17 protein-coding genes are annotated in these 22780 nt (G+C 62.4%); 7 read left to right on the forward strand and 10 right to left on the reverse strand.

Annotated features, from left to right (window positions below; translation table 11 throughout):
* The first annotated feature begins 202 nt into the window (after nt 1-202).
* Genes M5C01_RS18410 through M5C01_RS18420 form a run of 3 tightly spaced genes read left to right on the forward strand, consistent with a single transcriptional unit; the run spans nt 203 to nt 3768 of the window.
* The gene (locus M5C01_RS18410) at nt 203-862 is read left to right on the forward strand and encodes a paraquat-inducible protein A (RefSeq protein ID WP_152740119.1); all 660 of its coding nucleotides are present in this window, start codon (nt 203-205) and stop codon (nt 860-862) included.
* Nucleotides 849-1472: a paraquat-inducible protein A gene (locus M5C01_RS18415; RefSeq protein WP_152740118.1), complete on the forward strand. Its 624-nt coding sequence runs from the start codon at nt 849-851 to the stop codon at nt 1470-1472. The genes M5C01_RS18410 and M5C01_RS18415 overlap by 14 nt, the downstream gene beginning before the upstream one ends.
* Entirely contained in the window at nt 1465-3768 is a 2304-nt protein-coding gene (locus tag M5C01_RS18420) for an MlaD family protein (RefSeq protein ID WP_152740117.1), read from the forward strand. The genes M5C01_RS18415 and M5C01_RS18420 overlap by 8 nt, the downstream gene beginning before the upstream one ends.
* Nucleotides 3769-3935: 167 nt before the next feature.
* Here M5C01_RS18420 and mksF read toward each other — a convergent pair whose 3' ends face one another.
* The 3 genes from mksF to mksB are packed head-to-tail and all read right to left on the reverse strand — an operon-like array spanning nt 3936 to nt 8756.
* Complete coding sequence (gene mksF, locus M5C01_RS18425) at nt 3936-6776, reverse strand: Mks condensin complex protein MksF (RefSeq protein ID WP_152740116.1); 2841 nt, start codon at nt 6774-6776, stop codon at nt 3936-3938.
* Complete coding sequence (mksE, locus tag M5C01_RS18430; protein ID WP_100942351.1) at nt 6773-7486, reverse strand: Mks condensin complex protein MksE; 714 nt, start codon at nt 7484-7486, stop codon at nt 6773-6775. The genes mksF and mksE overlap by 4 nt, the downstream gene beginning before the upstream one ends.
* Nucleotides 7476-8756, reverse strand: a complete 1281-nt coding sequence (gene mksB, locus M5C01_RS18435) for an Mks condensin complex protein MksB (protein WP_103497558.1) — start codon at nt 8754-8756, stop codon at nt 7476-7478. The genes mksE and mksB overlap by 11 nt, the downstream gene beginning before the upstream one ends.
* 167 nt (nt 8757-8923) lie before the next feature.
* Here mksB and M5C01_RS18440 point away from each other — a divergent pair, with 167 nt between their 5' ends.
* The 3 genes from M5C01_RS18440 to can all read left to right on the forward strand — a co-directional run bounded on the left by M5C01_RS18440 (nt 8924) and on the right by can (nt 10861).
* Nucleotides 8924-9703, forward strand: a complete 780-nt coding sequence (locus M5C01_RS18440; protein WP_152740115.1) for an energy transducer TonB — start codon at nt 8924-8926, stop codon at nt 9701-9703.
* On the forward strand, nt 9696-10148 hold the full coding sequence (gene rimI, locus M5C01_RS18445; RefSeq protein ID WP_100942348.1) for a ribosomal protein S18-alanine N-acetyltransferase: 453 nt from the start codon (nt 9696-9698) through the stop codon (nt 10146-10148). The genes M5C01_RS18440 and rimI overlap by 8 nt, the downstream gene beginning before the upstream one ends.
* Before the next feature lie 68 nt (nt 10149-10216).
* Complete coding sequence (gene can, locus M5C01_RS18450) at nt 10217-10861, forward strand: carbonate dehydratase (RefSeq protein WP_103497556.1); 645 nt, start codon at nt 10217-10219, stop codon at nt 10859-10861.
* 178 nt (nt 10862-11039) lie between these two features.
* On the opposite strand, the gene M5C01_RS18455 is transcribed toward can, so the two are convergent.
* From M5C01_RS18455 to M5C01_RS18480, 6 genes are all read right to left on the reverse strand, one after another.
* Nucleotides 11040-12212 (reverse strand): hypothetical protein, encoded by a 1173-nt coding sequence (locus M5C01_RS18455; protein ID WP_152740114.1) that lies wholly within the window; start codon nt 12210-12212, stop codon nt 11040-11042.
* 138 nt (nt 12213-12350) lie between these two features.
* A complete protein-coding gene (locus tag M5C01_RS18460) occupies nt 12351-13985 on the reverse strand; it encodes a J domain-containing protein (protein ID WP_152740113.1) in 1635 nt (544 codons plus the stop codon).
* Nucleotides 13986-13998: 13 nt separating this feature from the next.
* Entirely contained in the window at nt 13999-15696 is a 1698-nt protein-coding gene (locus M5C01_RS18465; protein WP_152740112.1) for a molecular chaperone HscC, read from the reverse strand.
* 204 nt (nt 15697-15900) lie between these two features.
* The gene (locus tag M5C01_RS18470; protein ID WP_103497553.1) at nt 15901-17598 is read right to left on the reverse strand and encodes an acid phosphatase; all 1698 of its coding nucleotides are present in this window, start codon (nt 17596-17598) and stop codon (nt 15901-15903) included.
* Nucleotides 17599-17760: 162 nt separating this feature from the next.
* Nucleotides 17761-18447, reverse strand: coding sequence for an autoinducer binding domain-containing protein (locus M5C01_RS18475; RefSeq protein ID WP_152740111.1), 687 nt, complete (start codon nt 18445-18447; stop codon nt 17761-17763).
* Nucleotides 18448-18728: 281 nt separating this feature from the next.
* Entirely contained in the window at nt 18729-20147 is a 1419-nt protein-coding gene (locus M5C01_RS18480; RefSeq protein ID WP_152740110.1) for a TIGR00366 family protein, read from the reverse strand.
* 256 nt (nt 20148-20403) lie between these two features.
* Here M5C01_RS18480 and M5C01_RS18485 point away from each other — a divergent pair, with 256 nt between their 5' ends.
* The gene (locus tag M5C01_RS18485; protein ID WP_152740109.1) at nt 20404-21717 is read left to right on the forward strand and encodes an MFS transporter; all 1314 of its coding nucleotides are present in this window, start codon (nt 20404-20406) and stop codon (nt 21715-21717) included.
* Nucleotides 21718-21747: 30 nt separating this feature from the next.
* Here the strand turns inward: M5C01_RS18485 and M5C01_RS18490 are convergent, their stop codons facing one another.
* On the reverse strand, nt 21748-22776 hold the full coding sequence (locus tag M5C01_RS18490) for an SIS domain-containing protein (RefSeq protein WP_152740108.1): 1029 nt from the start codon (nt 22774-22776) through the stop codon (nt 21748-21750).
* Nucleotides 22777-22780: the final 4 nt, after the last annotated feature.

Here is a 22780-nt window from a genome sequence, read left to right on the forward strand (position 1 = left end):
GATTAAATTCCGAAACCCCAATTGCGAAAGCAGTTGGGGTTTTGTTTTTGTGGCGCCGGAAATGTCGCAAGACTCGCGGGCCTCATCGCCGGCAAGCCGGGAGCATACGAGAATGCAGACCGTTTCCTGACAAATTGACAAGGTTATTTTTGAGCCGGAACACTAGAATAGCCCCCGTCTTTTACAGAACCTGAGCCCATTTATGCCGGATCCGGTTGACCCTTCAAAGGTGTCGGAACTTCCCCTGGACACGCTGGTGGCCTGTCACGAGTGCGACCTGCTGATGCGCAAGCCCCAGCTTGGCCTTGGCGAAAAAGCCCAGTGCCCACGCTGCGGCTACGAGCTCTACGCCCATCGGCACAATGTCGTCGAACGTAGCCTGGCCCTGGTGCTCGCCGCACTGCTGTTGTACATCCCGGCGAACTTTTTACCCATCATGCAGCTCAATCTTCTGGGCCGGACTTCCGACGATACGGTCTGGAGCGGCGTACTGGGCCTTTACCATACCGGCATGTCCGGCATCGCCGTGGTGGTGTTCCTGTGCAGCATGGGTATCCCTTTGCTCAAGCTGCTCTGCCAGTTGGCCGTGCTGTTGAGCATTCGCTGGGATATCGGGCGCAGCTATGGCTTGTTGCTGTACCGCATTTACCACCACCTGCGCGATTGGGGCATGCTTGAGGTCTATCTCATGGGCGTGCTGGTGGCGATTGTCAAACTCGCCGACCTGGCGGAGCTGAGCCTCGGATTGGGCCTGGCCTGCTTTGTCGGTTTGCTGTTGGTCCAAGTAATGCTGGAGGTGGTCATGTCGCCCCACCAGATCTGGCAGGCGTTATCGGGAGAGGACGAACATGCGGGCGATTGATGCAGGCATCCTGATCTGTACGGAATGCCACGAGTTGAACCGCCAGGAAGAGGACAGCGACGAGCAGGTCTGTACCCGCTGCGGCGCGGCTGTGCACCCACGGCGCCCCAACAGCCTGATGCGTACCTGGGCCTTGCTGCTGACCTCGGCGATTCTCTATATCCCGGCCAATATGTTGCCGATCATGACCGTCAGTTCCCTGGGCAAGGGCGATCCCAGTACCATCATGTCCGGTGTCATCACCCTGGTGCAGCACGGTATGTTTCCCATTGCCGCCGTGGTTTTTGTCGCCAGTATTCTGGTACCGACGTTCAAACTGGTGGGCATCGCCCTGCTCTTGTTCTCGGTGCAGCGCCACCAGCCGCTGTCGGCCCGGCAGCGGATCATCATGTACCGCTTTATCGAGTTCATTGGCCGCTGGTCAATGTTGGATATCTTTGTGATCGCCATTCTGGTGGCGGTCGTGAACTTTGGAAGAATTGCCAGCGTCGAAGCCAATCTCGGCGCGATAGCCTTTGCCAGTGTGGTGATCTTGACGATGCTTGCCGCAGTAACCTTCGATCCCCGACTCATCTGGGACAACACGGAGTCGGACGACGACCATGAGTGATTTGCCAAAAGCCAAAACCCGTCCGGCCTCGAACTGGTCGGCCGTCTGGGTCCTGCCGCTGATTGCCCTGATCATCGGCGGCTGGCTCGGCTGGCGTGCCTACAGCCAGAGCGGCATCGAAATCCAGGTGCGCTTCGAAAGCGGCGAGGGCATCCAGGCCAACAAGACCGAGATCGTCTACAAGGGCATGCCCATCGGCAAGGTCAAGGGCCTGAGCCTGGATGTCGAAGGCTCCACCAAGGGGGTCGTCGCCACCATCGAGATGAACAAGGATGTCGAGTCGTCCCTACGCACCAATACCCGCTTCTGGCTGGTCAAGCCAAGCGTGACCCTGGCGGGGATCACCGGCCTGGATACCCTGGTGTCCGGCAACTACATCGCGGTCAGTCCCGGGGATGGCGAACCGGAGCGCAGGTTCAAGGCGTTGAACCAGGAGCCGCCGCTGTCGGACCTCAAGCCGGGCCTGCATATCACCATCAAGGCCGACCGCCTGGGCTCCCTGAACCGTGGCAGCCCGGTGTTCTACAAGCAGATCCAGGTCGGCCAGATCAAAAGCTATGCACTCTCGGCGGACCAGAATATGGTCGAGCTCAAGGTCTTTATCGAGCCGACCTACGCCAACCTGGTGCGTAAACACACGCGTTTCTGGAACGCCAGCGGCATCAGCATCGACGCCAATTTGTCCGGGGTGAAGGTGCGCAGCGAGTCCCTGGCGAGCATCGTCGCCGGCGGTATCGCCTTCGCCACGCCGGAGAATCGCAAGGACAGCCCGCCCACCGACCCGAGCCTGCCGTTCCGCCTTTATGAGGATTTCGACGCTGCCCAGGCCGGGATCCGCGTCAAGGTGAAACTCAGCGACTTCGAAGGACTGCAGGCCGGGCGTACGCCGGTGATGTACAAAGGTATCCAGGTCGGCAGCCTGAAAACCCTGAAGATCGACCCCGACCTGACCAGCGCCAACGCCGAGTTGACCCTCGATCCGCTGGCCGAGGATTACCTAGTGGACGGTACCCAGTTCTGGGTGGTCAAGCCGTCGATTTCCCTGGCCGGTATCACCGGGATCGAGGCCCTGGTCAAAGGCAACTACATCGCCATTCGCCCCGGCGACAAAGGCGGTCACCCGCAGCGTGAGTTCGAGGCCCGGGCCAAGGCGCCGCCTCTGGATCTGCGCTCGCCGGGTCTGCACATGGTGCTGTTCACCGACAACCTGGGTTCCCTGGATGTCGGCAGCCCGGTGCTCTACCGCCAGGTGAAAGTCGGTTCGGTACAGAGCTACCAGTTCTCCCGCACGCGCAAGCAAGTGATTATCGGCGTCCATATCGAGAAGGAATATGAAAACCTGGTTAACGCTTCGAGCCGTTTCTGGAACGCCAGTGGCATCACCCTCAGCGGTGGCCTGACCGGTGGTATCCAGGTGAAGAGTGAATCGCTGCAAAGCCTGATGGCCGGTGGTATCGCCTTCGAGACCCCACTGGACAAAGCCCCGTTGCAAAAACGCATTCCGCGTTTCCGCCTGTTCCCCAACCATGACGAGGCGCAGCAGCAAGGTACCCTGATCACCATTCGGGTCGATCGCGCCGACGGCCTGCGTAGTGGCACGCCGATCCGCTTCAAAGGCCTGGATGTGGGCAAGATCGAAAGTGTCGACCTGAGCGATGACCTGCAATCGGTGTTGCTGTCGGCGCGGATTACCGAAGTGCCGGAGCGTATCGCCCGGGTCGGCAGCCAGTTCTGGGTGGTGAAGCCGGAGTTGGGCCTGATCAAGACCGCCAACCTGGAAACCCTGGTTACCGGGCAGTACCTCGAAGTGCAGCCGGCAACGAAGAAACTCGGGGTGCAGAAGGATTTTGTCGCGCTCAAGGAACCGCCGGATGCGGCGGTGCCGCAAGCCGGGTTGAGCCTGACCCTGAGCGCCGCGCGACGTGGTTCGCTGAAGGAAGGCGTGCCGGTGACCTACCGCGAGGTGACGGTGGGCAAGGTGACCGGGTATGAGCTGGGAGCGACCGCCGACCGGGTGTTGATCCATATCCTGATCGAGCCCCGTTATGCATCGCTGGTGCACACCGGCAGCCGGTTCTGGAACACCAGCGGGTTTGGTGTCGACTTCGGCTTGTTCAAAGGCGCGACGGTGCGGACCGAGTCGCTGGAGACGCTGATCCAGGGCGGGATTGCCTTTGCCACGCCGGATGGCGAGCGCATGGGCGCGGCGGCGCGGCCGTTGCAGACCTTCCCGCTGTTCGACAAGTTCGAGGATGAGTGGCTGACCTGGGCACCGAAGATCAGCCTCGGTAAATAGCATCGCCTTTGTAGGGCTTGCTGGCGATGACGGCTGGTCAGGCGATGCAAGGCTCACTGGCCTCATCGCCAGCAAGCTGGCTCCTACAGGGGGCGACAGTATTTCTCCCGCCAAAATGAAAAGGCCGCGATCGATGATCGCGGCCTTTTGCTTTCCAGCTTCTGGAGTCAGACCTCGTCCAGCTCCGGTTCCGCCGCTTCGCTCGGCACCGTTGCCCGGACCTCATCGTGCCGGCGGATGTACTTCCAGTCCGCTTCGTCGATATAGATCCCGTTCGGCCCGCTGCCGCCTTCCAGGTCGATGGCCACATGCGCCGAGACCTGCGGCTTCACGCTCGCCAGGATCGGCACGAAGCCCAGTTGCAGGCTGGTCTCCAGCAGCGCCGCCTGGTTGCGTTCGTCGATGTCCGCGGCCTCGTCGAGGTAGTACGGCAGACGCACGCGCCCGGCCTGGTCGCGGTCCATCAGGTGCAGCAACAGGTACATGTTGGTCAGCGCCTTGATGGTCATGGTCGTCCCGTTGGACGCCGCGCCGTCGATATCGGTGTGGATCACCGGCTGTCCGTTGACCTTGGTGATCTCGAACGCCAGCTCGAACAGGTCCTTCAAGCCCAGCTGGTTGTGGTTTGCCGCCACCAGCCGCGCCAGGTATTCCTTGGCCTCTTCGTTCTTGTTGTCCTGGTCGGCACTCTGGCTCAGGTCGAACACCGACAGGGTTTCGCCTTCCTCGTACTGGCCGGCACTGTGGATGATCTGGTCGATATGCTTGAGCGCGTCCTTGTTCGGCGCCAGCACGATACGGAAGCTCTGCAGGTTGGAGACCTGGCGCTTGTTGATCTCGCGGTTGAACAGCGCCAGCTGGTGTTCCAGGCTGTCGTAGTCGCTGCGGATATTACGCAGGGTCCGGGCGATATCGGTCACCGCCGCACGGCGGGCCTTGCCCAGGGTCAGGGCTTCGTCGGTGCGGTGGTCATAGGCGTTGATCAGCAGTTGCAGGCGGCGCTCGATGTCGTCCTCGCTGTCGAACTTGGCCACGCCCTTGAGACGCACCTGGGCGTAGAGCGCATCGATCTGCCCATCGGCCCGCTGCAAGCCCTGCCAGCTGTCCTGGTAGTCGTTGAGCAGCGGCAGCAGGTTGTCCATGGAGTCATCTATCGGATCCATGAACGGCGTGCCGAACGGCAGGTCGGCCGGCAGCAGCTGGCGACGGCGCAGGGCGTCGTCGAGGGTGCGCTGCTTGGCTTCCATATCGCCGATCTGCCGGCCCACCAGTTGCAGCTTGGCCGACAGCTGCTGGACGCGTTCGGTGAAGGCATCGCTGGAGCGCTTCAGTTCATCCTGCGCGCCTTCCAGTTGGGCCAACTGTTCCAGCTTGTCGCCTTCCTCGGCGCTCAGGGTCTGGGCGCGGCGGAAGTCTTCCAGGGCTTTCTGCGCATCCAGCACCTGCTGGTACAGCGCTTCGGTCTGGGTCTTGCTCGCGGCCCGGTCGGCGGCGACGGCCTGCTGGGTTTTCAGTTGCTTGAGCTCTTTCTCCAGGCGCTCTTTCTGGTCACGCAATGCAGCACGATCGGCCAGAGCTTGTAGCGCCGGCGGCTCGATATGGGACAGGTCGATGGACAGGCCCGGCACTTCGAAACGCTCGCCCTTGAAGCCGTCGAGGATCAGTTCCATGGACTTGACCCACTCGCCTTCCTCGTCCAGGGCAATGCCGTGCTCGCCCAGGGGCAGGCTGAACAGGGCGCTATTGAACAGGCGCATCAGGCGCTCGACATCCTGTTGCGAGAACTCTTCGCGCAGCCGTGCATAGCTGTTGTTGTCGGCGTGATCGAGTTGCTGTTTCACCGACTTCAGGCGTTTTTCCAGGTCGCGCAGACGTTCTTCCAGGTCCTCGGCGCTGAACTGCCGGGACTGGGCCAGGGCGCCGGCCAGTTCGTCGTGGGCATCCTTGGCCGCCAGCAGTTGCTGCTCCAGCACCTTCACATCGTTGACCAGGGCGAAGCGATTCTTGAGTACCGACAGCTCGCCGAGCCAGCGTTGCAGGTCGCTGATTTCCCGCTCCAGGCGCATCAGCTCCTGGGTGCTGCTGCGCTGGTCGTTCTGCAGGGCGTCCTGTTCATTGCGGTAATGCTCGGACTGGATCAGCAGCTCTTCCTTGCGCGCACCGGCATAGTCCGACCAGGTACCGAGCAACGAGTCCAGCAGCGGTGAAATACGGTGCAGTTTGCCGCGTAGCACATCGCGCTGGCGTACCCCCGAGGCCAGCGCCTCGACCAGGGGGCCGGCGGCCACCATGGCGTTGTAGTCCTGCTCCATGCGCCGCACGTCGCGGAAGGCTTCCTCACAGGCGGCGATATAGTCGACGCTGCCGGAGCGCAGGCTGTGTTCGAAGGCATCGAGGAACAGTTGCTTGAGCTTGGCGGCGGTGATCTCGCGCATGTGCAGCAGGTTGATGAACAGCGCGCGGAAGGTCTTCAGGCTCTGTTCGCTGGTGGAGCGCAGCGGGATCAGCGTCAGGTCCAGCGGAATCGAAGTATGACCGCCGACCAGCAGCCGACGCAGTTCATCGGGCTTGAGCTCGTAGGCTTTCAGGCCGTTGCGCTCAAGGTTGTTGAACAGTTCCTTCTGGCGCAGGCAGGTGTCGTCCTTCTGGTAATGCGCCAGGTCCAGGCGTCCGGCATAGGCGAAGAACTGGTGGCCGAAACCACCGCCCGGGCCGCGTCCGACCACACCGATCACGTGGGGGCCGTGGGGCAGGGCGACCTCGACGAGGATGTAGCTGGTGTCGCTGGCGAAGTAGAAGCGCCGCGACTGTTCCAGGCTGTACTTGCCGAAGCTCATGTCCGACATGCGCGCCAGGATCGGGAACTGCAAGGCGTTGATCGAGGCCGATTTACCCAGGTTGTTCGCGCCGTACACCGACAGCGGATGTTCCAGGGGAAACAGGCCGAGGCTGTAGCCGGCGGTGTTCAGCAGGGCGAAGCGGCGAATACCGTAGCGTTCCTGGCTCATGCGTCCATCTCCTGTTGCTCGGCGGCAATGGCCCGGGCCAGCGCGTCTTCTTCACTTTCTTCGGTGGGCTCGACGAATTCGCTGAGGTCCAGCGGGTCATCGGTTTCCAGCAATTTTTCGTCGCTGTCGTCATCCACCAGCACCGGCGTCGGCAACGGCAGCACGCTGTGCAGGCTGGCGGCCATGTCGCGGTCCTGCTGGACCGACAGGCAGACGTCGAGGAAGCGGTGCATCGGTGGCAGGAAGCGGAACAGGCCGGGTTCTTCGAGGGCGAAGCCGAGCTGGGTCATGCGGCGCATGATCTTCTCTTCCAGCTCTTCCTGGGTGGTGACTTCGGCCTGGACGAACAGGTCGCGGTATTTCTCCAGCAGCGACGGCAGTTCGTCACGACCGAGGCTGCCGCCATCGAGCACGGCCACCGGGTCGCGGCCCTGGTCGGCGAGGTGTTCCACCAGGATGAAGGTGAACAGCGCCAGGCGCTGGGCGGTCTTGTTCACCTGGGCGGCGGCATTGTCCGGGACGAAGTAGTAGAAACCACGGGTGTCGCAGACCAGCTCGAAGCCCAGGGCCTTGAACAGGGTGCGGTACTGGTCCTGGCAGTTGGACAGTTGGGCGTACAGCTCCGGGTCGCGGCGGCTGACGTGGTAACCCTTGAACAGCTCGCGAAAGATCGGCGCCAGCTGGGACAGTTCGGAAAGATCAAGATGCATGGGGTGTGCTCGCGGAATTTTCGCCGGCTTCTTCGACACGCGAGAGCAGGGCGAAGGAGCGCAGGCTGACCTGGTGCTCCTGGGTGTGGTAGTCGCGGCGTTCGAGGCGCTCGCGCTGGAAACGTTTTTCCCGCGACAGGCGCGAGAACCAGTAGAGCAATTCGTCGGTGGCGCCGTCCGGTTCCTGCTCCAGCAGCCAGCTCATCAGGTCCGGCATCGGCAGGGCGTCGCTGCAGCGTTCGAGCATTTCCTTGACCGTGCGCGGCGCCCGTGGCGACTCGCCGCCCTTGGACGACTTGTGCGCCTTGGGGAAACGCGACGGCTTGGCTTCGAAGCGGGCCAGGGCGTAGACATAGGCCTCGACCTGGCCGGAGCTGCCGAGAAAGGTGCTTTGCGGGCGGGTGAACATCGGCATCGCCGCTTGCGGCACGGCGTCCAGCCCTTTGCGGCGGATCACCGACAGGGCCAGGGCCGCGCCACGGGTCACGGCGTTGTGCCGGCGGGCTTCTTCACGCAGCGGCAGCAGCAGTTCGCGGGCATGGCGCAGGGTCAACTGGGCGCTGGTCTGCATTTCCAGGATCCGCGCATGGGTGCGCAGCAGCATGTCGTCGTCCACCAGGTGGCCAAGACGTTGCTGTTCGCTGAGCATGCGCAACAGCACGTTCTCGACCTTGCGCACGCCCTGTTCGAAGGCGCCGTCGGCGTTCACCAGCTGGATCATCGGCTCGACGTATTCGTCCCAGGTCGCGAGGACCTCGGCGTAACGCTGGCGCAGCGGGATCTGCCGGTCGCTGGTCTTGGCCCGTTCGGCGACGGCCACCAGGGCCTGTTCGTCGTTGGCGAGCTTTTTCAGGACATCACGCACGCGCATGTCGAGCAGGCGCAACTGGCGGGCCAGGTCGTTGCCGTCGCGGATATCGAAGGCGTCCTGAATGTAACCGGCCAGGCGCTCGAGGTGGCGCAGGTAGGCTTCGATCTCCAGGCACAGGCCCAGGCGGTGTTCGCGGCGCAGGTAGGCGAGGAAGTCGTGGATCTGGGCATTGAGCTCGAAACGGTTCGGGCTTTTCGCCACGGGCACCAGGATATCTAGGCGAATCCACACGTCCAGCAGGCTGGTGATGTCCTGGGGCGTGCTGTCCAGCTGCTGGGCAGCCAGTTGCTGGCGCAGTTCACCGAGGCTCAGGGTGCCTTGGTCGAAGTGTTCGCACAGAGGCTCCAGAAGGGCCCAGTGCTCGGCGAGGGCGCGCAAGACGCGCTTGGGTTCGATCATGGGAGAGGCCGGCTGGTTGGCAAATTAAAAGGAGCGATTGTACTGCATCAAGCACCTGATTGACCCGCAGGTGATCGGAGGCTTGGCGTTCTTGCGATCAACTGCGGGCGATCTTCGCCGAAGGGCGGTAGAATCCCTGCTTCAACTTATCCACAGATGGCCGACCTTTGCTTATCGAGTCCCGCCGCCGCGCTTATCTGACCGCCATGCAGGTGGTCCACTGGCTGCCCCGCACCGAACTGCCGTTCGCCGCGCCGTCGCGGCCGGAGTTGTTTGTCGAGCCGGAGCCGTTGGTCGAGGTCCAGGCTCCCGTGCCTGAGGCGAGCAAGGCCGCTGAACCGGTGGCCAGGCCCGTCGAGCGGCCAAAGATCGAAGTGCCACGGCCCTCGCCGATCCAGCGCGCCGAAAGCAAGCCGGCGGTCGCTGTTGAAGAGGCACCGGCCCCGGTCAAGGCGGTTCAGGTCCCACCGCCGCGTTTCGCCCTGCAATTGTTGCGCGCCGGGCGTTGCCTGGTGCTGGTGGAGTTACCCACAGGCGAGGCGTTCCAGAGTCGCGACCCGGCCTACCTGTTGCTCAAGGACATGCTGCGCGCCGCCGGGCTGCCGGACAGCCCGCAGATTGTCGGCGAGCCGGTGCGCTGGCCGCTGCTGGTACGCGGCAACCTCGACCAGGGCCCGGATGCGGCGCGGGACTTTGTCCAGGGCTTTGTCCAGGCCCGTCGGGAAGAGGGCGAGTGCGCCTGCCTGTGGCTGATCGGCCTGCCGGCGGTGCGTTTTGCCGGTGAAGCCAATGCCGAATCGTATAACCGTGAACTGCAGGTCGAAGGCCTGGGATCGGCCTGGGCGTTGCCCGGTCTGGAATTATTGATGGATGAGCCACAGCGCAAGGCTGATGTCTGGCAAGCCATGCGTCGGCTGATGGCGCGATGGAAAAGTAACGATGAGTGATGCGGTAAGTTTTCGCCCGATGACCGAGGCGGACCTGGATGCGGTCCTGAAGATCGAATACGCGGCGTTCAGCCATCCCTGGACCCGCGGGATTTTCCTCGATGGCCTGGGCAAGTACCAGATCTGGTTGATGTTCGAAGGCAGCCAGCAGGTCGGGCATGGCGTGGTGCAGATCATTCTCGATGAGGCGCACCTGCTCAATATCACGGTCAAGCCGGAGAGCCAGGGCCGTGGCCTGGGTTTGCGCCTGCTCGAACACCTGATGTCGCGGGCCCATGCGGCCGAGGCCCGGGAATGTTTCCTTGAAGTGCGCGACAGCAATCGGGCGGCCTTCCGCCTGTATGAGCGTTATGGTTTCAATGAGGTCGGACGCCGTCGCGATTACTACCCTGCGGTGGGTGGACGCGAAGACGCGGTGGTGATGGCGTGTACGTTGGTTGACTGAAGATTTTCCACGTGACCCCGAGCCGGGGTCGGGTGTCATAACTTCGGACTATCTTGAGGCGGCAGAGCATGAACGAACTACAGGATCTGATTGATAACAACGAGCGCTGGGCTGCTGCGATCAAGGAAGAAGACCCGGAGTTTTTCGCCAAGCTCGCGCGCCAGCAGACCCCGGAATTCCTCTGGATCGGCTGCTCCGATGCGCGGGTTCCGGCCAACGAGATCGTCGGCATGCTGCCGGGCGACCTGTTCGTGCACCGTAACGTGGCCAACGTGGTACTGCACACCGACCTCAATTGCCTGTCGGTGATCCAGTACGCGGTGGATGTGCTCAAGGTCAAGCATATCCTGGTTACCGGCCACTACGGTTGTGGCGGTGTGCGGGCTTCGATGCAGGATCGCCAGTTGGGCCTGATCGATGGCTGGCTGCGGTCGATTCGCGACCTGTACTACGAGAACCGCGAAGTGCTGGCGCAGTTGCCGACCGAGGAAGAGCGGGTCGACCGCTTGTGCGAGTTGAACGTGATCCAGCAGGTGGCCAACGTCGGGCATACCACCATTGTGCAGAATGCCTGGCACCGTGGGCAGAGCCTGTCGATCCATGGCTGCATCTACGGGATCAAGGATGGGCGCTGGAAGAGTCTGAACGCCACCATCAGCGGCATCGAGCAGTTGCCGCCGCAGTACCGGTTGCGGCCGGTGGATGCGCTCTGAAGTCCTGCTGATACCGCGAGCTTTGTAGGCGGAGGTTCTTAAGGCTTGCGTCGTTTGAGCTGACGTCTTCGCGGGCAAGCCCTGCTCCTACAGTCCTCTGTCGGTCACCGATTTTGTGTACGACACAAACCTGTAGGAGCAGGGCTTGCCCGCGAATAGGCCCTTGAACCTTACGCGGTCAGATGACCGGCATCGCCGTCACTGGTGCCGGCGCCGGTTTCTTCAGTTCGTTGAGCTGCGTCTTGATCGCCGTGGTCGAGCATTGCTTCTCGGCATCGGCTGGCGACAGCTTGCGTATCGACTCATAGAACAGCACGCAGGTTTTCTGGGTGTTGGTCACCTGCCAGTTATCAGTACAGCTTTTCAGCTGCGCCGCCGGATCGCTGCCCGGTTTCTGGCCCATGCCGGCCTGCCAGCAGGCGGCACTCAAGTCCTGCCCCATGACCTTCAAGCCCGCCGCATCGGCCTTCGCCTGATCGCCGCCATAGCTGGCCGGGTCCGCTGCGTACCAGATATAGCTCGGGTGATTGGAGCCCAGCACCGGTACTATCGTCCCCGCTGCCGGGCGGATGAGACCCAGCTGTAGCACACCGACGTCCGCGCCATATTGCTGCTTGATCCAGTTGCGCACCGGTGCACCGAAGGCCACCATCGGCAACGCCGTGCCCTTGGACGTGACACTGACTTCCTTGACCATGGTGGTCTGGTAGTCGGTGAAGTAGCTGTAGACGGTTTCCAGGGTACTGCCGGCGTTGGACGGCGCGGCAATCGGGGCGATGTCGATGATGGTCTGGTAACCCGGTGTCTGCTCCTTGGGAATACCGTTGTCGGTCAGGAGCTCGGCCCAGCGGTCGGTGGTGGCCGACTCCAGGTAGTCCTGGGCCTGGGTCAACGAGTAATCCGGCGGGAAGTGCAGCAGTTCGACACTCTTGCGGTTGTCCAGGGCCAGGCCCAGCGGCAGGAACAGGTACCAGTTGTAGGCCCATTTACCGTCGGCATTCAGTTTCGAGGCGCCTTTGTAGGCCAGTTCACCAGCATTGAGCAGTTGCTCCAGCGGTTTGTCATAACCGTTCGGCACGCCGCTGAAGTGGGCATAGAGTTGGCCGGCGTCGGCTTTCACCGTCACCTTGGCGTTGGTGTAGCCGTCGCGCTGCACGCTCTGGTTCAGGTAGTGCTCGGCGGTCTGTTCCAGGGTCCAGTTGCGAAAGCAGATGACGTTGCAGTTGTTGGGATAGGCGAAAAGCTGGGTGACGCGTTCCCGGCTACCCAGTTTCATTTCGACATCGGCGTGGGCAAGGGTGCTCAGGGTGAGTGCGGCTAAGGTACTCGTCAATACAGCGAGTTTTGACATGCTCAGATCCTTTTCAGCGTTGACCATTGGGTGAGGTGACTGCTCATACTGCTGCAGGTGGTATTTTCCCGTTATGGGGAAACTGTGATTTTTCTTGTACTTGATATCCCTGACCAAGCGTAGGCGTTCCCCCGGACTTCATCGCCTGCTGTCCGCGGTCAGTGGATAGCCAGGGACCACCAGCAAACATGTGATCGTGATGCACAACATCAGCAGGAAGAATCCCAGTTGCAGGGGGCTCCAGTGGGTGAAGTGCAGGATGGCCTGCCAGGGGTGTCGCCAGATCGATTCGGGGCGCTCGCCGCCCTGGCGCTTGCTGTCGAAGAGGCCGATTGCGCCGATGCCGATGAATGTCGCCATGCCCAGTCCGCCGGACCAGGCCAGAAACAGCAGCGCGATTATTGCCTGCGGCACGCCGTGGCGAATGACCAGCCAATATCGGTTCGGGTTGATGCGTTTGGGCAGCAGGTATTCGCTCAGCCATAAATCGATCGTCAGCAGTTGCCTGGAGATGGCTTGCCAGACATTCATCGCATAGGTGCCGACAATCACCGGGACCAGACCCGTCAGCAGCGAAACAAGCAAATTGGTCCCTAGCTCGCCTTTGGCTTGCCAGGTTTGCCATGCGGGAATCGTCGACAGTATCAGCGCCAACGAGCAGCCGGCCCATAGCCATCTCCAACTGGAGGGGGGGACGGCGCGGGGTAGGAACTTGCGCCAGAAAAAAACGTCGGGATTGGGCAGGCGCTCGATAAGTTCCGGGTACCTGTGGGTGAGTTGGTCTGCAAGGTCCTGGCAGGCCTGCCAATGGCTATGGGTAAAGCCCTTGAATTCCAGGCCCAGTTGCCAGAGAGACAGGGGCGTCAGCAGCACAAAGGCTGCTTTTTGCACCGGCTCCCCCTCGAAATGGTTCAAGGCTCTGGTTTGCAGTTCCCCATAGAAGGCTTCGCGCTCGCAGCGTCTGTTCAGCGATTGCCAGATCCACAGCGGTTCAGGGGTTACGCCTGCCTGATCGTCCCAGCCGAACGCCTGGCAGACCCGGTCGAATAACGGCACGCTCCATTGGGTTTCGTTGAGCAGTTGCAGCACAATCCTTTGCCATTCCTGGCTCCGGTCGAACACCTTGATCCAGGGCTGTTGCAGGTAGTTTTTCAACTGCTGTAGGAACGGGCGTTCCTGCCCTGCTTCCATTAGATCCTGCAGGGTCTGTCGATACTCCTGCAGCAATCCACTGGACAAGGCTTCAGCTTGCCAGGGTGTCATGCGCACGGTTTGCCAGGGCGTCAACCATTCCAACTGCTGAACGGCCCAAGCGGCAATTGAACGACGCAGCCCCGGTTGTTCGAAGCACAGGTTCAACAGCGCCTGTTGAAACGCGTCGGCGCATTGCTGTTGTCGTGCCTGCTGCCAACGCTCCGGCAAGTTCTGTTCGGTGAGGTCGGCCAGGAGGGACGGGATCGGATCATCGCGGACCGGCGCAGCGGGGCGCGTGTTCAGCGCTTGAATATCCGCGGGCCAGGACCATTCATACGTTTGGGCGTGTTCCATCGCGTCGGCTGTCAGGACGGTCACGGGCAGGGAAGGCGCCTCTTCTGGCGAGTCATCGTCCCGCCAGCGGGCAATCTCGAGCGCATGCTCATAGGCTTCGCGCAAGCGTTGGAAGCCTTCGGCGTCTTCATCCGGGCGATTGCTTTTCAGCAGTCGCGCGTAGCTGCGCTTGATGCTGCGTTCATCGGCGTCTTCCGGCAGTTGCAAGAGCGTCCAGCAATTCATGTCGCGACTCCTGTCAGTGCCAGATACCGTTGTCCAGTTTATCCAGCTGTTCGATCAGTTCCTGACGGATCTCGCGAATGCGTCGTTCGTCCTGTCCCTCGAGCACTTGCTGGAACTGCCCGGCCCATTGGCCGATACGTTCGCGCAACTCGCCCAGGCTTTCCTGGTAAAGACGTTCCAGGCGTGCGCTCAGCACCGTGTTCACCTGCTGATCGCGTGGGTGCACCTTGAGCAAGGTCAGGGCCTGCAAGCGCTGTTGGATCTCTTCCGGTGACAGCACCCCGGGGTTGTTCTCGATGATCAGCGAGTGCTGTTCGCCGGTCAGCGGAATATTGACCTGGGCTTCGAGCAAGCCGTTGTTGTCGTAGGTGAAGCGCACATCCAGCGAGACCTCGCCGGCCTTGCGCTTGGGCACCGGCATTTCCAGTTGTCCCAGAAAGACGTTGTCGCGTACCAGGCGGCTTTCTCCCTGGTAGATTTTCAGCAGCACCACGGCCTGGTTGTCTTGCAGGGTATACACGGTCTTGACCCGGCTGACCGGCACGATGCTGTTGCGCTCGATAATGGGCAGGTAGTGTCCGCTGTCGATCTGTTGGCCGAACTGATGGGAGGTTTCGATCCCAAGGGTGTAGGAGCAGACATCGGTCAGCACCACTTCTTCCAGTGCGGCGGAGCGCGCTTTCAGTGCGGCTTGAATGGCGGCACCGTGGGCCACGACTTCGTCCGGGTTGAGGCTGATGGAGGGGAAGCGTCCGAAAAGGCCGGCGGCCAGCTTGCGCACCAGCGGCATGCGTGTGGTGCCCCCCACCAGCAGGATTTCGTCCAGGTCGTTGACCCGAATCCGTGCATCGCGCAGGGCCCGTTCGATCGGGCCGCGCAGACGTTCCAGCAGCGGAGCGTAGAGTTCGGCCAATTGCTGTTGGGTAACGGTCCGGCTCCACTGCCGGCCGTCGACACGCAGGCTGAACTCGGCGCTGGCATCCTGGCCCAGCGCCTTGCGCACACGTTCGGCTTCGCGCCGCAGTACCTGGCTGACGCTGGCCGGGGCCGGGAAGTCCGCGGCCCCGCGTTGACTGTCGACAAAGTATTCGAGCAATACGCTATCGAAATCCTCACCGCCGAGGAAGTTGTCACCCGCGCTGGCGCGGACTTCCATGACACCGTCGAAGAGCTCAAGGATCGACACGTCGAACGTGCCGCCGCCGAGGTCGAAGACCAGGAACGAGGTTTCCTTGTCGCGTTGGTGCAGGCCATAGGCGAGAGCGGCGGCGGTGGGTTCGTTGATCAGTTTTTCGACTTTCAGTCCCGCCAACTCACCGGCGATCCGGGTGGCTTTGCGCTGGGCATCGCTGAAGTAGGCCGGGACGCTGATCACGGCTTCGTGCACGGTTTCACCGTAGGCACGTTCGACGTCTTCCTTGAGGCTCTTGAGCACCAGGGCGGAGAGTTCCTCCGGACGGAAAAGGCGATCGCCCAGGCGTACTTCCTGGGCGCTGCCCATATGGCGCTTGAACAGTGACGTGGTGGTCTGTGAGTGGGTGTGCAGCCGTTCTTTCGCCGCCTGGCCGACCAGTACCCGACCTTCATCGTCCAGGCCGACCACGCTGGGGGTCAGGAACTGGCCGAGGGCATTGGGTACCAACTCGCTGGTTTCCCCACGCCAGACGGCAACGAGGCTGTTGGTGGTCCCCAGGTCAATCCCTACGATCATTACGACGAACTCCCTTTTCGCTCGGCAAAATTCTGAAACAGAATACTAGCGGGCAAGGATATTACCGGAGTACGGAGGGGGTAAAGCGGATAGTGGCTCTGGGCTATTATTTGGTCGGCGCCGATACATGAGCGAACCTGCAGAAGCCGGCTTCTACGGGGGGCGAGAAGAGGAGCCAGCTACTGGCTCCTCCGCGTGCCTGTCTCAGACGGTAAATCGTAGCGCGTTGGTCAGATCGCCCATCGGCTTCTGGCCGCGGGCGACCATTGCGTCATCACGCTGCTTGAGACCGTCGAGCTTCTCCAACTGGAATACCCGGGTGATCAAGCGCAGGATCGAGGCGGTGTCATACACCGTGTGATCCACCGTGCCCTTGCGGGCGAAAGGCGAGACCACCAGGGCCGGAACCCGTGTGCCCGGCCCCCAGCGATCGCCTTGCGGTGGCGCCACGTGGTCCCACCAGCCGCCGTTTTCATCGACGGTGACGATCACCACCATGTTTTTCCATTGCGGGCTTTCTTGCAGTACTTTCAGGATACGGTCGATATGCCGGTCGCCGGACGCCACGTCGGCGTAACCGGCGTGCATGTTCAGGTTGCCCTGGGGCTTGTAGAAGGTCACCGCTGGCAACTTGCCGGCCTGGGCATCGGCGAGGAATTTGTTGCTGCTCGGATCCTCACCCAGTCCGCCATCGCGCAGGCGCTTGGCACGCTCGCCAGGGTTTTCCGGACCCTGCTGCTTGAAGTAGTTGAACGGCTGGTGGTGGTACTGGAAGTTCGGGATCTTCGGAATGCCGGCCGAGTCCTTGAACTGGTCCAGGGTGACCTGCCAGGCACCGGCGTACCAGGCCCAGTCGACGTTCTTCTTCGACAGCTTGTCGCCGATGTGTTCGTGGCCCTGGGGCACCAGAACAGTGGGCAAGCCCGGCTTGGCATAGTCCGGATGATCGGGGTCGCGGATCCAGGTCGGCCAGTAAGGCGGGGCCATGGTGTTCACCGCGTAGCCGTCTGGAGTCAACGCACTGGGGCCGAACTGCGGCGCGCCGGTCATGGCGCTGGCCGGGGATTTCTCCAGGGGTTTGAGGCGCGTGCCGAGCGGGTCGTCGCTCTGCAGCGTGGCGATCTGCGGCTTGGCCACCGAGTTGGCGGCGTCCGGGTAGAAGGGCACGGTCGCGCTGATCAGGTATTGGTGGTTGAGGAACGAACCACCGAAGGCACCCTGGAAGAAGTTGTCGCAGAGCACGAATTCCTTCGCCACGTCCCACAGGCGCAACGAGTAACGGTTCTGGGCGTAGTGACCCATGGTCAGGCCGCCGGAGTCGGCCCAGGCGACGAACTGGTCGTTCTTGCCGCCGTTGATCTGCATCTGGTTCTGGTAGAACACGTGCCACAGGTCGCGGGTGACCAGGCTCAGGGGCAGGTCCTCGCCGTTCGGGCCCTTGAGGGCGTACGGAGCGTTGGGCAGGTTCTGCTGGAACTGGGTTTCCGCGGGGTAGGTCACGCCGTCGACGCTTTGCGGGCCGATCTGCAGCACACCGCCCCAGGCCGGCGGCAGGGTCTGCAGCAGGCTGCCATCACGGTCGCGTTGCTGGTAGTCCGCCGCCGCAAGGGCTGACAAGGGTTTCTCGAGGCCGGGAAAGTCGGCGAACAGGTTATTGAAGCTGCGGTTCTCGGCGTAGATCACCACCACGGTTTTCACCTGGTCGTGCAGCGCCTTGTCCAGCTCGGCCCCCGACAGCTCGCGGGTGTCCGGCTTGCCGGGTTCGCTCGGGGAACCGCAGGCGGTCAGCGTCGCGCCAACGCCCAGCACCGCCACGCCACCGAGAAAGCGGCGACGACTGGTGTCGGTGGGGTTATCGTTTTCGGGCGCTTGCGACTGGTCGAGGTCTTTCTCGTCACTCATCCTGGGTTCCTGCTGGCTGGGTTTGACGTATCAAAATATTTCGCATCGAAACTTAGCAATGCAATATGACGGAACAGCGACAGATCCATTCTGCCGCCGGGCAGTATGCCAATTGTCGAGGGGATGGGGCAGGGATTGCGTGACGGAATTTTGCCGGGGGCCTTACAGGGCCCCGGACTGAATCGCCGCGACCATCGCCGCGACTTTGTTGGTGGTGCCGGTCTTGGTGATCGCGTTGGCGATATGGAAGTTCACCGTGCGCACGTTGAGCTCAAGCAACCGGGCGATTTCCGGTGCTGTCTTGCCTTCGCCCGACCACTTCAATACCTCGACTTCCCGAGGAGACAGCAGATACGTGGGCGTGCTGGACAGGTCGCGGATGGCTGCTGAATGCAGGACGTTGCACAGCCACAGAATATGCCCGGCTTTTTGGTAGAACTCGCGGCGATCGATTTCGCCCTTGGGGCGGGCGACGCACAGAATGCTCTGAGGGCCCTGAACATGCTGTACCGTCTGTGACCAGCCATGACGCATGCCAAACGATTGCTTTTGGGTCCAGAACGCTGGGTCCTTGGCAAAAATTTCCGGCGACCAGAGCACTGGCATATGGGAATGCCGGGCACGGGTCAGCACCGGGTCGATCACGTAGAGGTTGTGGTCCTGATAGTACTGGTTCCACTCCTCGGGATAGTTGTTCTTTATCCAGGGGGAGGCACCGGGGTTCAGTCTGATATAGCGGTAATAGGGGTAGCCTAGTTGCCTGACCAGACCGGGCAAGAGCTCGAACAATTCCTGCTCGTCTTGCGCCGAACCCAGAAGCCGCAATTGCTCTTCTTTCCATTGGTCCATGATTCATCCACCTTGAAGCACGACGGGTGGGGCGGGGCACGCTCGGAAAAAACGTGATGGTACGATCGTGCCGGTTTGTCCGGACAGCGTAATACATGACGCGGATCACTGACTCGTGGAATTTGCGTTCTTGCGTACTTATTCAGCATCAATTCAGCATTGTTGCAATTAGCGTCGTCGTTTTTGAAATTGTCACTTACTTGTTACTTTACTTGGGGGCGGCGAGCCACAAGAGCGCGGATAACAGCGCTCTTGCAGCGGCTTGTAGTTTGTAGCAACCGCTATGGCATGACGGGTGCGTTGTAGGCCAGGGTGGTCCCCAGCGCCCACAGCAGGAACAGCACCAACGGTGCGTGCACCAGGAGTTGCACGAAGGAGAAGCCGATCAGGTCCCGCGCCTTCAATCCCAGCACGCCCAGCAGCGGCAGCATGTAGAAGGGGTTGATCAGGTTCGGCAGCGCCTCGGCCGCGTTGTAGATCTGGACTGCCCAGCCCAGGTGGTATTTCAGGTCATTGGCCACCTGCATCACATAGGGCGCCTCGATGATCCATTTGCCGCCACCGGAGGGAATGAAGAAGCCGAGCACCGCCGAGTACACCCCCATCAGCAACGCGTAGGTATCGTGCGAAGCGATCTGGGTAAAGAAGGTCGAGATGTGGTGGGCCAGGGTCAGCGCGTCGCCGCCCTTGACCGTGGTCATCAGCGCCGCGATGGAACCGTACAGCGGGAACTGGATCAGCACGCCGGTAGTGGTCGGCACGGCACGGGCCACGGCGTCGAGAAAACTGCGCGGGCGCCAATGCAGCAGCGCACCGGCCATCAGGAACAGGAAGTTGTAGGTGTTCAGCCCGGAAATGGCGCTGATCGCCGGTTTGGTCGAGAACTCATGGAACAGCCAGCCGGCGGCCAGCAAGGCCAGCAGAATGATCAGCAGCGGGCTGTATTCCAGCCATTCGCCGGGGCGCGAGCGCTGGCTCAGCGGTGGCAGGTTGAAGCTCGGATCGACGCCGCAGGCCTTGGCGTCCCGGGCCGAGTCGGGGCCCGGTGCGGTGGCGTAGGCGATCACCAGCGAGACCACGATCAGCGCCAGCAAGAGTACGCCGGACTGCCAGAGAAAGATGGTCTGGGTGAACGGAATCATCCCGGTGATCGACAGGATCGACGGTGGCAGGCTGGCCGGGTTGGCCTGCAACTGGGCGGCGGACGACGACAGCCCCAGGGCCCAGACGGCGCCCAGGCCCAGGTAGGCGGCGGCACCGGCGGCGCGGTAGTCCATGCGCAGATCGGTGCGGCGCGCCAGGGCGCGGACCAGCAAGCCGCCGAAGACCAGGGACAGCCCCCAGTTCAGCAGCGAGGCGACCATGGAAATCAGCGCGACCCAGGCCACCGCCGAACGGCCGTTCTTCGGGATCCGGGCCAGGCGGTCGATCAGCTTCACCGCCGGTGGCGAACTGGCGACCACATAACCGCCGATCACCACGAAGGCCATCTGCATGGTGAAGGGGATCAGGCTCCAGAAGCCGTCGCCGAAGGCCATCGCGGCTTCGCTCGGCTTGGCACCGATGGCCAGGGTGGCCAGGGCGACGACGATCACCGCCAGTGCGGCAAACACCCAGGAGTCGGGAAACCAGCGTTCGGCCCAGTTCGAGCAGAGCAGGGCAAAGCGGGCGTAGCGGCTGGTTTCTATAGCAGCGGCCATGGGAAGATCCTCTTGTTCTTGGTCTTATTGGGGAGCTACAGGTGAAGCGCCGGGAGCGCAATCTGTGAGCAGGTGTCCACGATAAATCAATCCGGGGAGATTTTCTGACTCTCTTTGGTAGCAGAGTGATATTGCCCCCTGACGGGTATCCGCGATGTCGTCCCAATGCCTTTGGCAAACTCAGGTATCCTCCGATTTTTGCAGCGGCTGGCAAACCGGCCGATGCGGTACCTGAATACGTTGCCAGGATGTTTTCATGACTGCCGATCACATTCCGCACGCCCGTCGTTTTGCCCGGTCCGATTACAAGACCCTGGGCCTGGCGGCGTTGGGCGGTGCGCTGGAAATCTACGATTTCATTATTTTCATGTTCTTCGCGCTGACCCTCAGCGAGTTGTTCTTCCCCCCGCAAATGCCCGAATGGTTGCGCTTGCTGCAAAGCTTCGGAATTTTCGTCACCGGTTATCTGGCTCGCCCGCTGGGCGGCATCCTGATGGCGCACTTCGCCGACCGCCTGGGGCGCAAGCGGGTCTTCAGCCTGAGCATCCTGATGATGGCCCTGCCGTGCCTGCTGATCGGGATCATGCCGACCTATGCCCAGATCGGTTACTGGGCGCCGCTGCTGCTGTTATTGCTGCGGGTGTTGCAAGGCGCGGCGGTGGGCGGCGAGGTGCCGAGTGCCTGGGTCTTTGTTGCCGAGCACGCGCCAGCCGGGCACCGCGGTTATGCCCTGGGGGTTTTGCAGGCCGGGTTGACCTTCGGTTATCTGCTGGGCGCCTTGACCGCGACCGCCCTGGCGCGGATCTACAGTCCCGGCGAAATCCTCGATTTCGCCTGGCGCTTTCCGTTCCTGCTGGGTGGGGTGTTCGGCGTGATCGGTGTCTGGCTGCGTCGCTGGCTCAGCGAAACCCCGGTGTTCATGGCCTTGCAGGCGCGACGTGAAGAAGGCGAGGAGGTGCCGTTGCAGGCGGTCCTGCGCACTCACCGTCGGGCGATCCTGCCGGCGATGCTGCTGACCTGTGTCCTGACCTCGGCGGTGGTGGTGCTGGTGGTGGTCACGCCGACCGTGATGCAGAAGGTCTTCGGCATGAGCGCCAGCCATACATTCGCCCTCAGCAGCCTGGGGATCGTGTTCCTGAACATCGGCTGTGTCCTGGCCGGCCGGCTGGTGGACCGGATCGGTGCCTGGCGCGCGGTGCTGTTCTACAGCGCCTTGCTGCCTTTGGGCATCGCGCTGCTCTATAGCTGCCTGATCCATGGCGCTGAATGGGTTGGCCTGGCCTATGCCCTGGCGGGCCTGGCCTGTGGTGTTGTAGGGGCGGTGCCTTCAGTGATGGTGGGATTGTTCCCGGCGCGCATCCGGGTCTCCGGTATTTCCTTTACCTATAATATCGCCTACGCACTCTGGGCCAGCACCACGCCGCTGTTGCTGATCGGCCTGATGCCCTGGAGTCCTTGGGTCTGCGTCGGTTATTGCGCGGTGATGGGCGGCGTCGGTGTGCTGATCGCGTTGTACTTCGGGCCGCGTGCCTCTGCGACGGCCGAGGCTTCGAGCGTTCGCGGCTGTTGAGCCGCGTCCGTCCCTGGCGGCTTTGCGCAGTCAGCGCGTCTCGGTCACCTTCTTGAGGAAGCGTGGCTGATCGGGATTGCGCCCACGCAACTCGGCCAGTCTGGCGGCCATCAGGTAAAACCCCTGGATCATGGTGAATGGCTCCAGCAACGGGTGGGCCGTCGGCACGCTGACCAGGTTGGCGCCGGGCGTTCCTAGTGGCGCCACCAGCAAGACCCGGGCGCCGCGCTGGCGCATGTCCTCGGTGAACGCCAGGGTGCCGGCCTGCTCGGGCCCGGATGGGGCGAAGAGCAGGACCGGATAACCGGCCTCGATGATTTCCATCGGTCCGTGGCGGACCTCGGCACTGGAAAAGGCCTCGGCCTGGATCCCCGAGGTTTCCTTGAGTTTCAGCGCCGCTTCCTGGGCGATGGGCAGCGCCGGGCCGCGTCCGATCACCACCATCTTGTCGACCGGGCGCAAAACCTCAAGGGCCAGCGACCAGTCCTCGTCGACCGCCCGCGCCAGGGCGGCGGGCAAGCCTTGCAGGGCGACACCGAGGCCATTGTCCTGCCCCAGCCTGGCGCTCAGCGCCGCCACGGTCTGCACCCCGGCCATCAACATGGCGACATAGCTTTTGGTTGCGGCCACGCTCTGTTCCAGCCCGGCCGGCAGCAGTACCTCGGCATCGCTGGCGGCGGCCAATGGCGACTCGGCGGTGTTGACGAACGCGGCCACGCGGGCCCCCAGTTGTTTCAGGTAGTTCACGCTGGCGATCAGGTCCGGGCTCTTGCCCGATTGGGACAGGGCGGCCACCCAGCAGTGTTTCAGGCGCAGTGGCGGCTGTTGCAGGCTTACCAGTGACAGCGGGATCGACAGCCAGGGAGTCCCCACCTGGCTCATCATGGCATAGCCGAAGTAAGCGGCCGCATGATCGGAGCTGCCACGGGCGACGCTGATGATCAGCTCCGGCGGCGCGGCGGCCAGTTGTTCGCCGAGGGCGACGATGGCGCGGTCGTCGTCGAGCATGCGTTGCATGACGGCGGGTATCGACAGGGTTTCCTGGAGCATCAGTGACATAACG

The organism is Pseudomonas sp. MWU12-2319, from assembly GCF_023242525.1.
GTDB classification, from domain to species: Bacteria; Pseudomonadota; Gammaproteobacteria; order Pseudomonadales; family Pseudomonadaceae; genus Aquipseudomonas; species Aquipseudomonas gingeri_D.

Excerpts from the sequence above, each read along its gene's own strand:
- can (WP_103497556.1), top strand. The coding sequence starts at position 10,217 with ATGAACGAACTACAGGATCTGATTGATAACAACGAGCGCTGGGCTGCT.
- rimI (WP_100942348.1), top strand. The coding sequence starts at position 9,696 with ATGAGTGATGCGGTAAGTTTTCGCCCGATGACCGAGGCGGACCTGGAT.
- M5C01_RS18455 (WP_152740114.1), bottom strand. The coding sequence starts at position 12,212 with ATGTCAAAACTCGCTGTATTGACGAGTACCTTAGCCGCACTCACCCTG.
- M5C01_RS18485 (WP_152740109.1), top strand. The coding sequence starts at position 20,404 with ATGACTGCCGATCACATTCCGCACGCCCGTCGTTTTGCCCGGTCCGAT.
- M5C01_RS18475 (WP_152740111.1), bottom strand. The coding sequence starts at position 18,447 with ATGGACCAATGGAAAGAAGAGCAATTGCGGCTTCTGGGTTCGGCGCAA.
- M5C01_RS18460 (WP_152740113.1), bottom strand. The coding sequence starts at position 13,985 with ATGAATTGCTGGACGCTCTTGCAACTGCCGGAAGACGCCGATGAACGC.
- mksE (WP_100942351.1), bottom strand. The coding sequence starts at position 7,486 with ATGCATCTTGATCTTTCCGAACTGTCCCAGCTGGCGCCGATCTTTCGC.
- M5C01_RS18415 (WP_152740118.1), top strand. The coding sequence starts at position 849 with ATGCGGGCGATTGATGCAGGCATCCTGATCTGTACGGAATGCCACGAG.
- mksB (WP_103497558.1), bottom strand. The coding sequence starts at position 8,756 with ATGATCGAACCCAAGCGCGTCTTGCGCGCCCTCGCCGAGCACTGGGCC.
- M5C01_RS18465 (WP_152740112.1), bottom strand. The coding sequence starts at position 15,696 with ATGATCGTAGGGATTGACCTGGGGACCACCAACAGCCTCGTTGCCGTC.
- M5C01_RS18480 (WP_152740110.1), bottom strand. The coding sequence starts at position 20,147 with ATGGCCGCTGCTATAGAAACCAGCCGCTACGCCCGCTTTGCCCTGCTC.
- M5C01_RS18420 (WP_152740117.1), top strand. The coding sequence starts at position 1,465 with ATGAGTGATTTGCCAAAAGCCAAAACCCGTCCGGCCTCGAACTGGTCG.
- M5C01_RS18470 (WP_103497553.1), bottom strand. The coding sequence starts at position 17,598 with ATGAGTGACGAGAAAGACCTCGACCAGTCGCAAGCGCCCGAAAACGAT.
- M5C01_RS18410 (WP_152740119.1), top strand. The coding sequence starts at position 203 with ATGCCGGATCCGGTTGACCCTTCAAAGGTGTCGGAACTTCCCCTGGAC.
- mksF (WP_152740116.1), bottom strand. The coding sequence starts at position 6,776 with ATGAGCCAGGAACGCTACGGTATTCGCCGCTTCGCCCTGCTGAACACC.
- M5C01_RS18490 (WP_152740108.1), bottom strand. The coding sequence starts at position 22,776 with ATGTCACTGATGCTCCAGGAAACCCTGTCGATACCCGCCGTCATGCAA.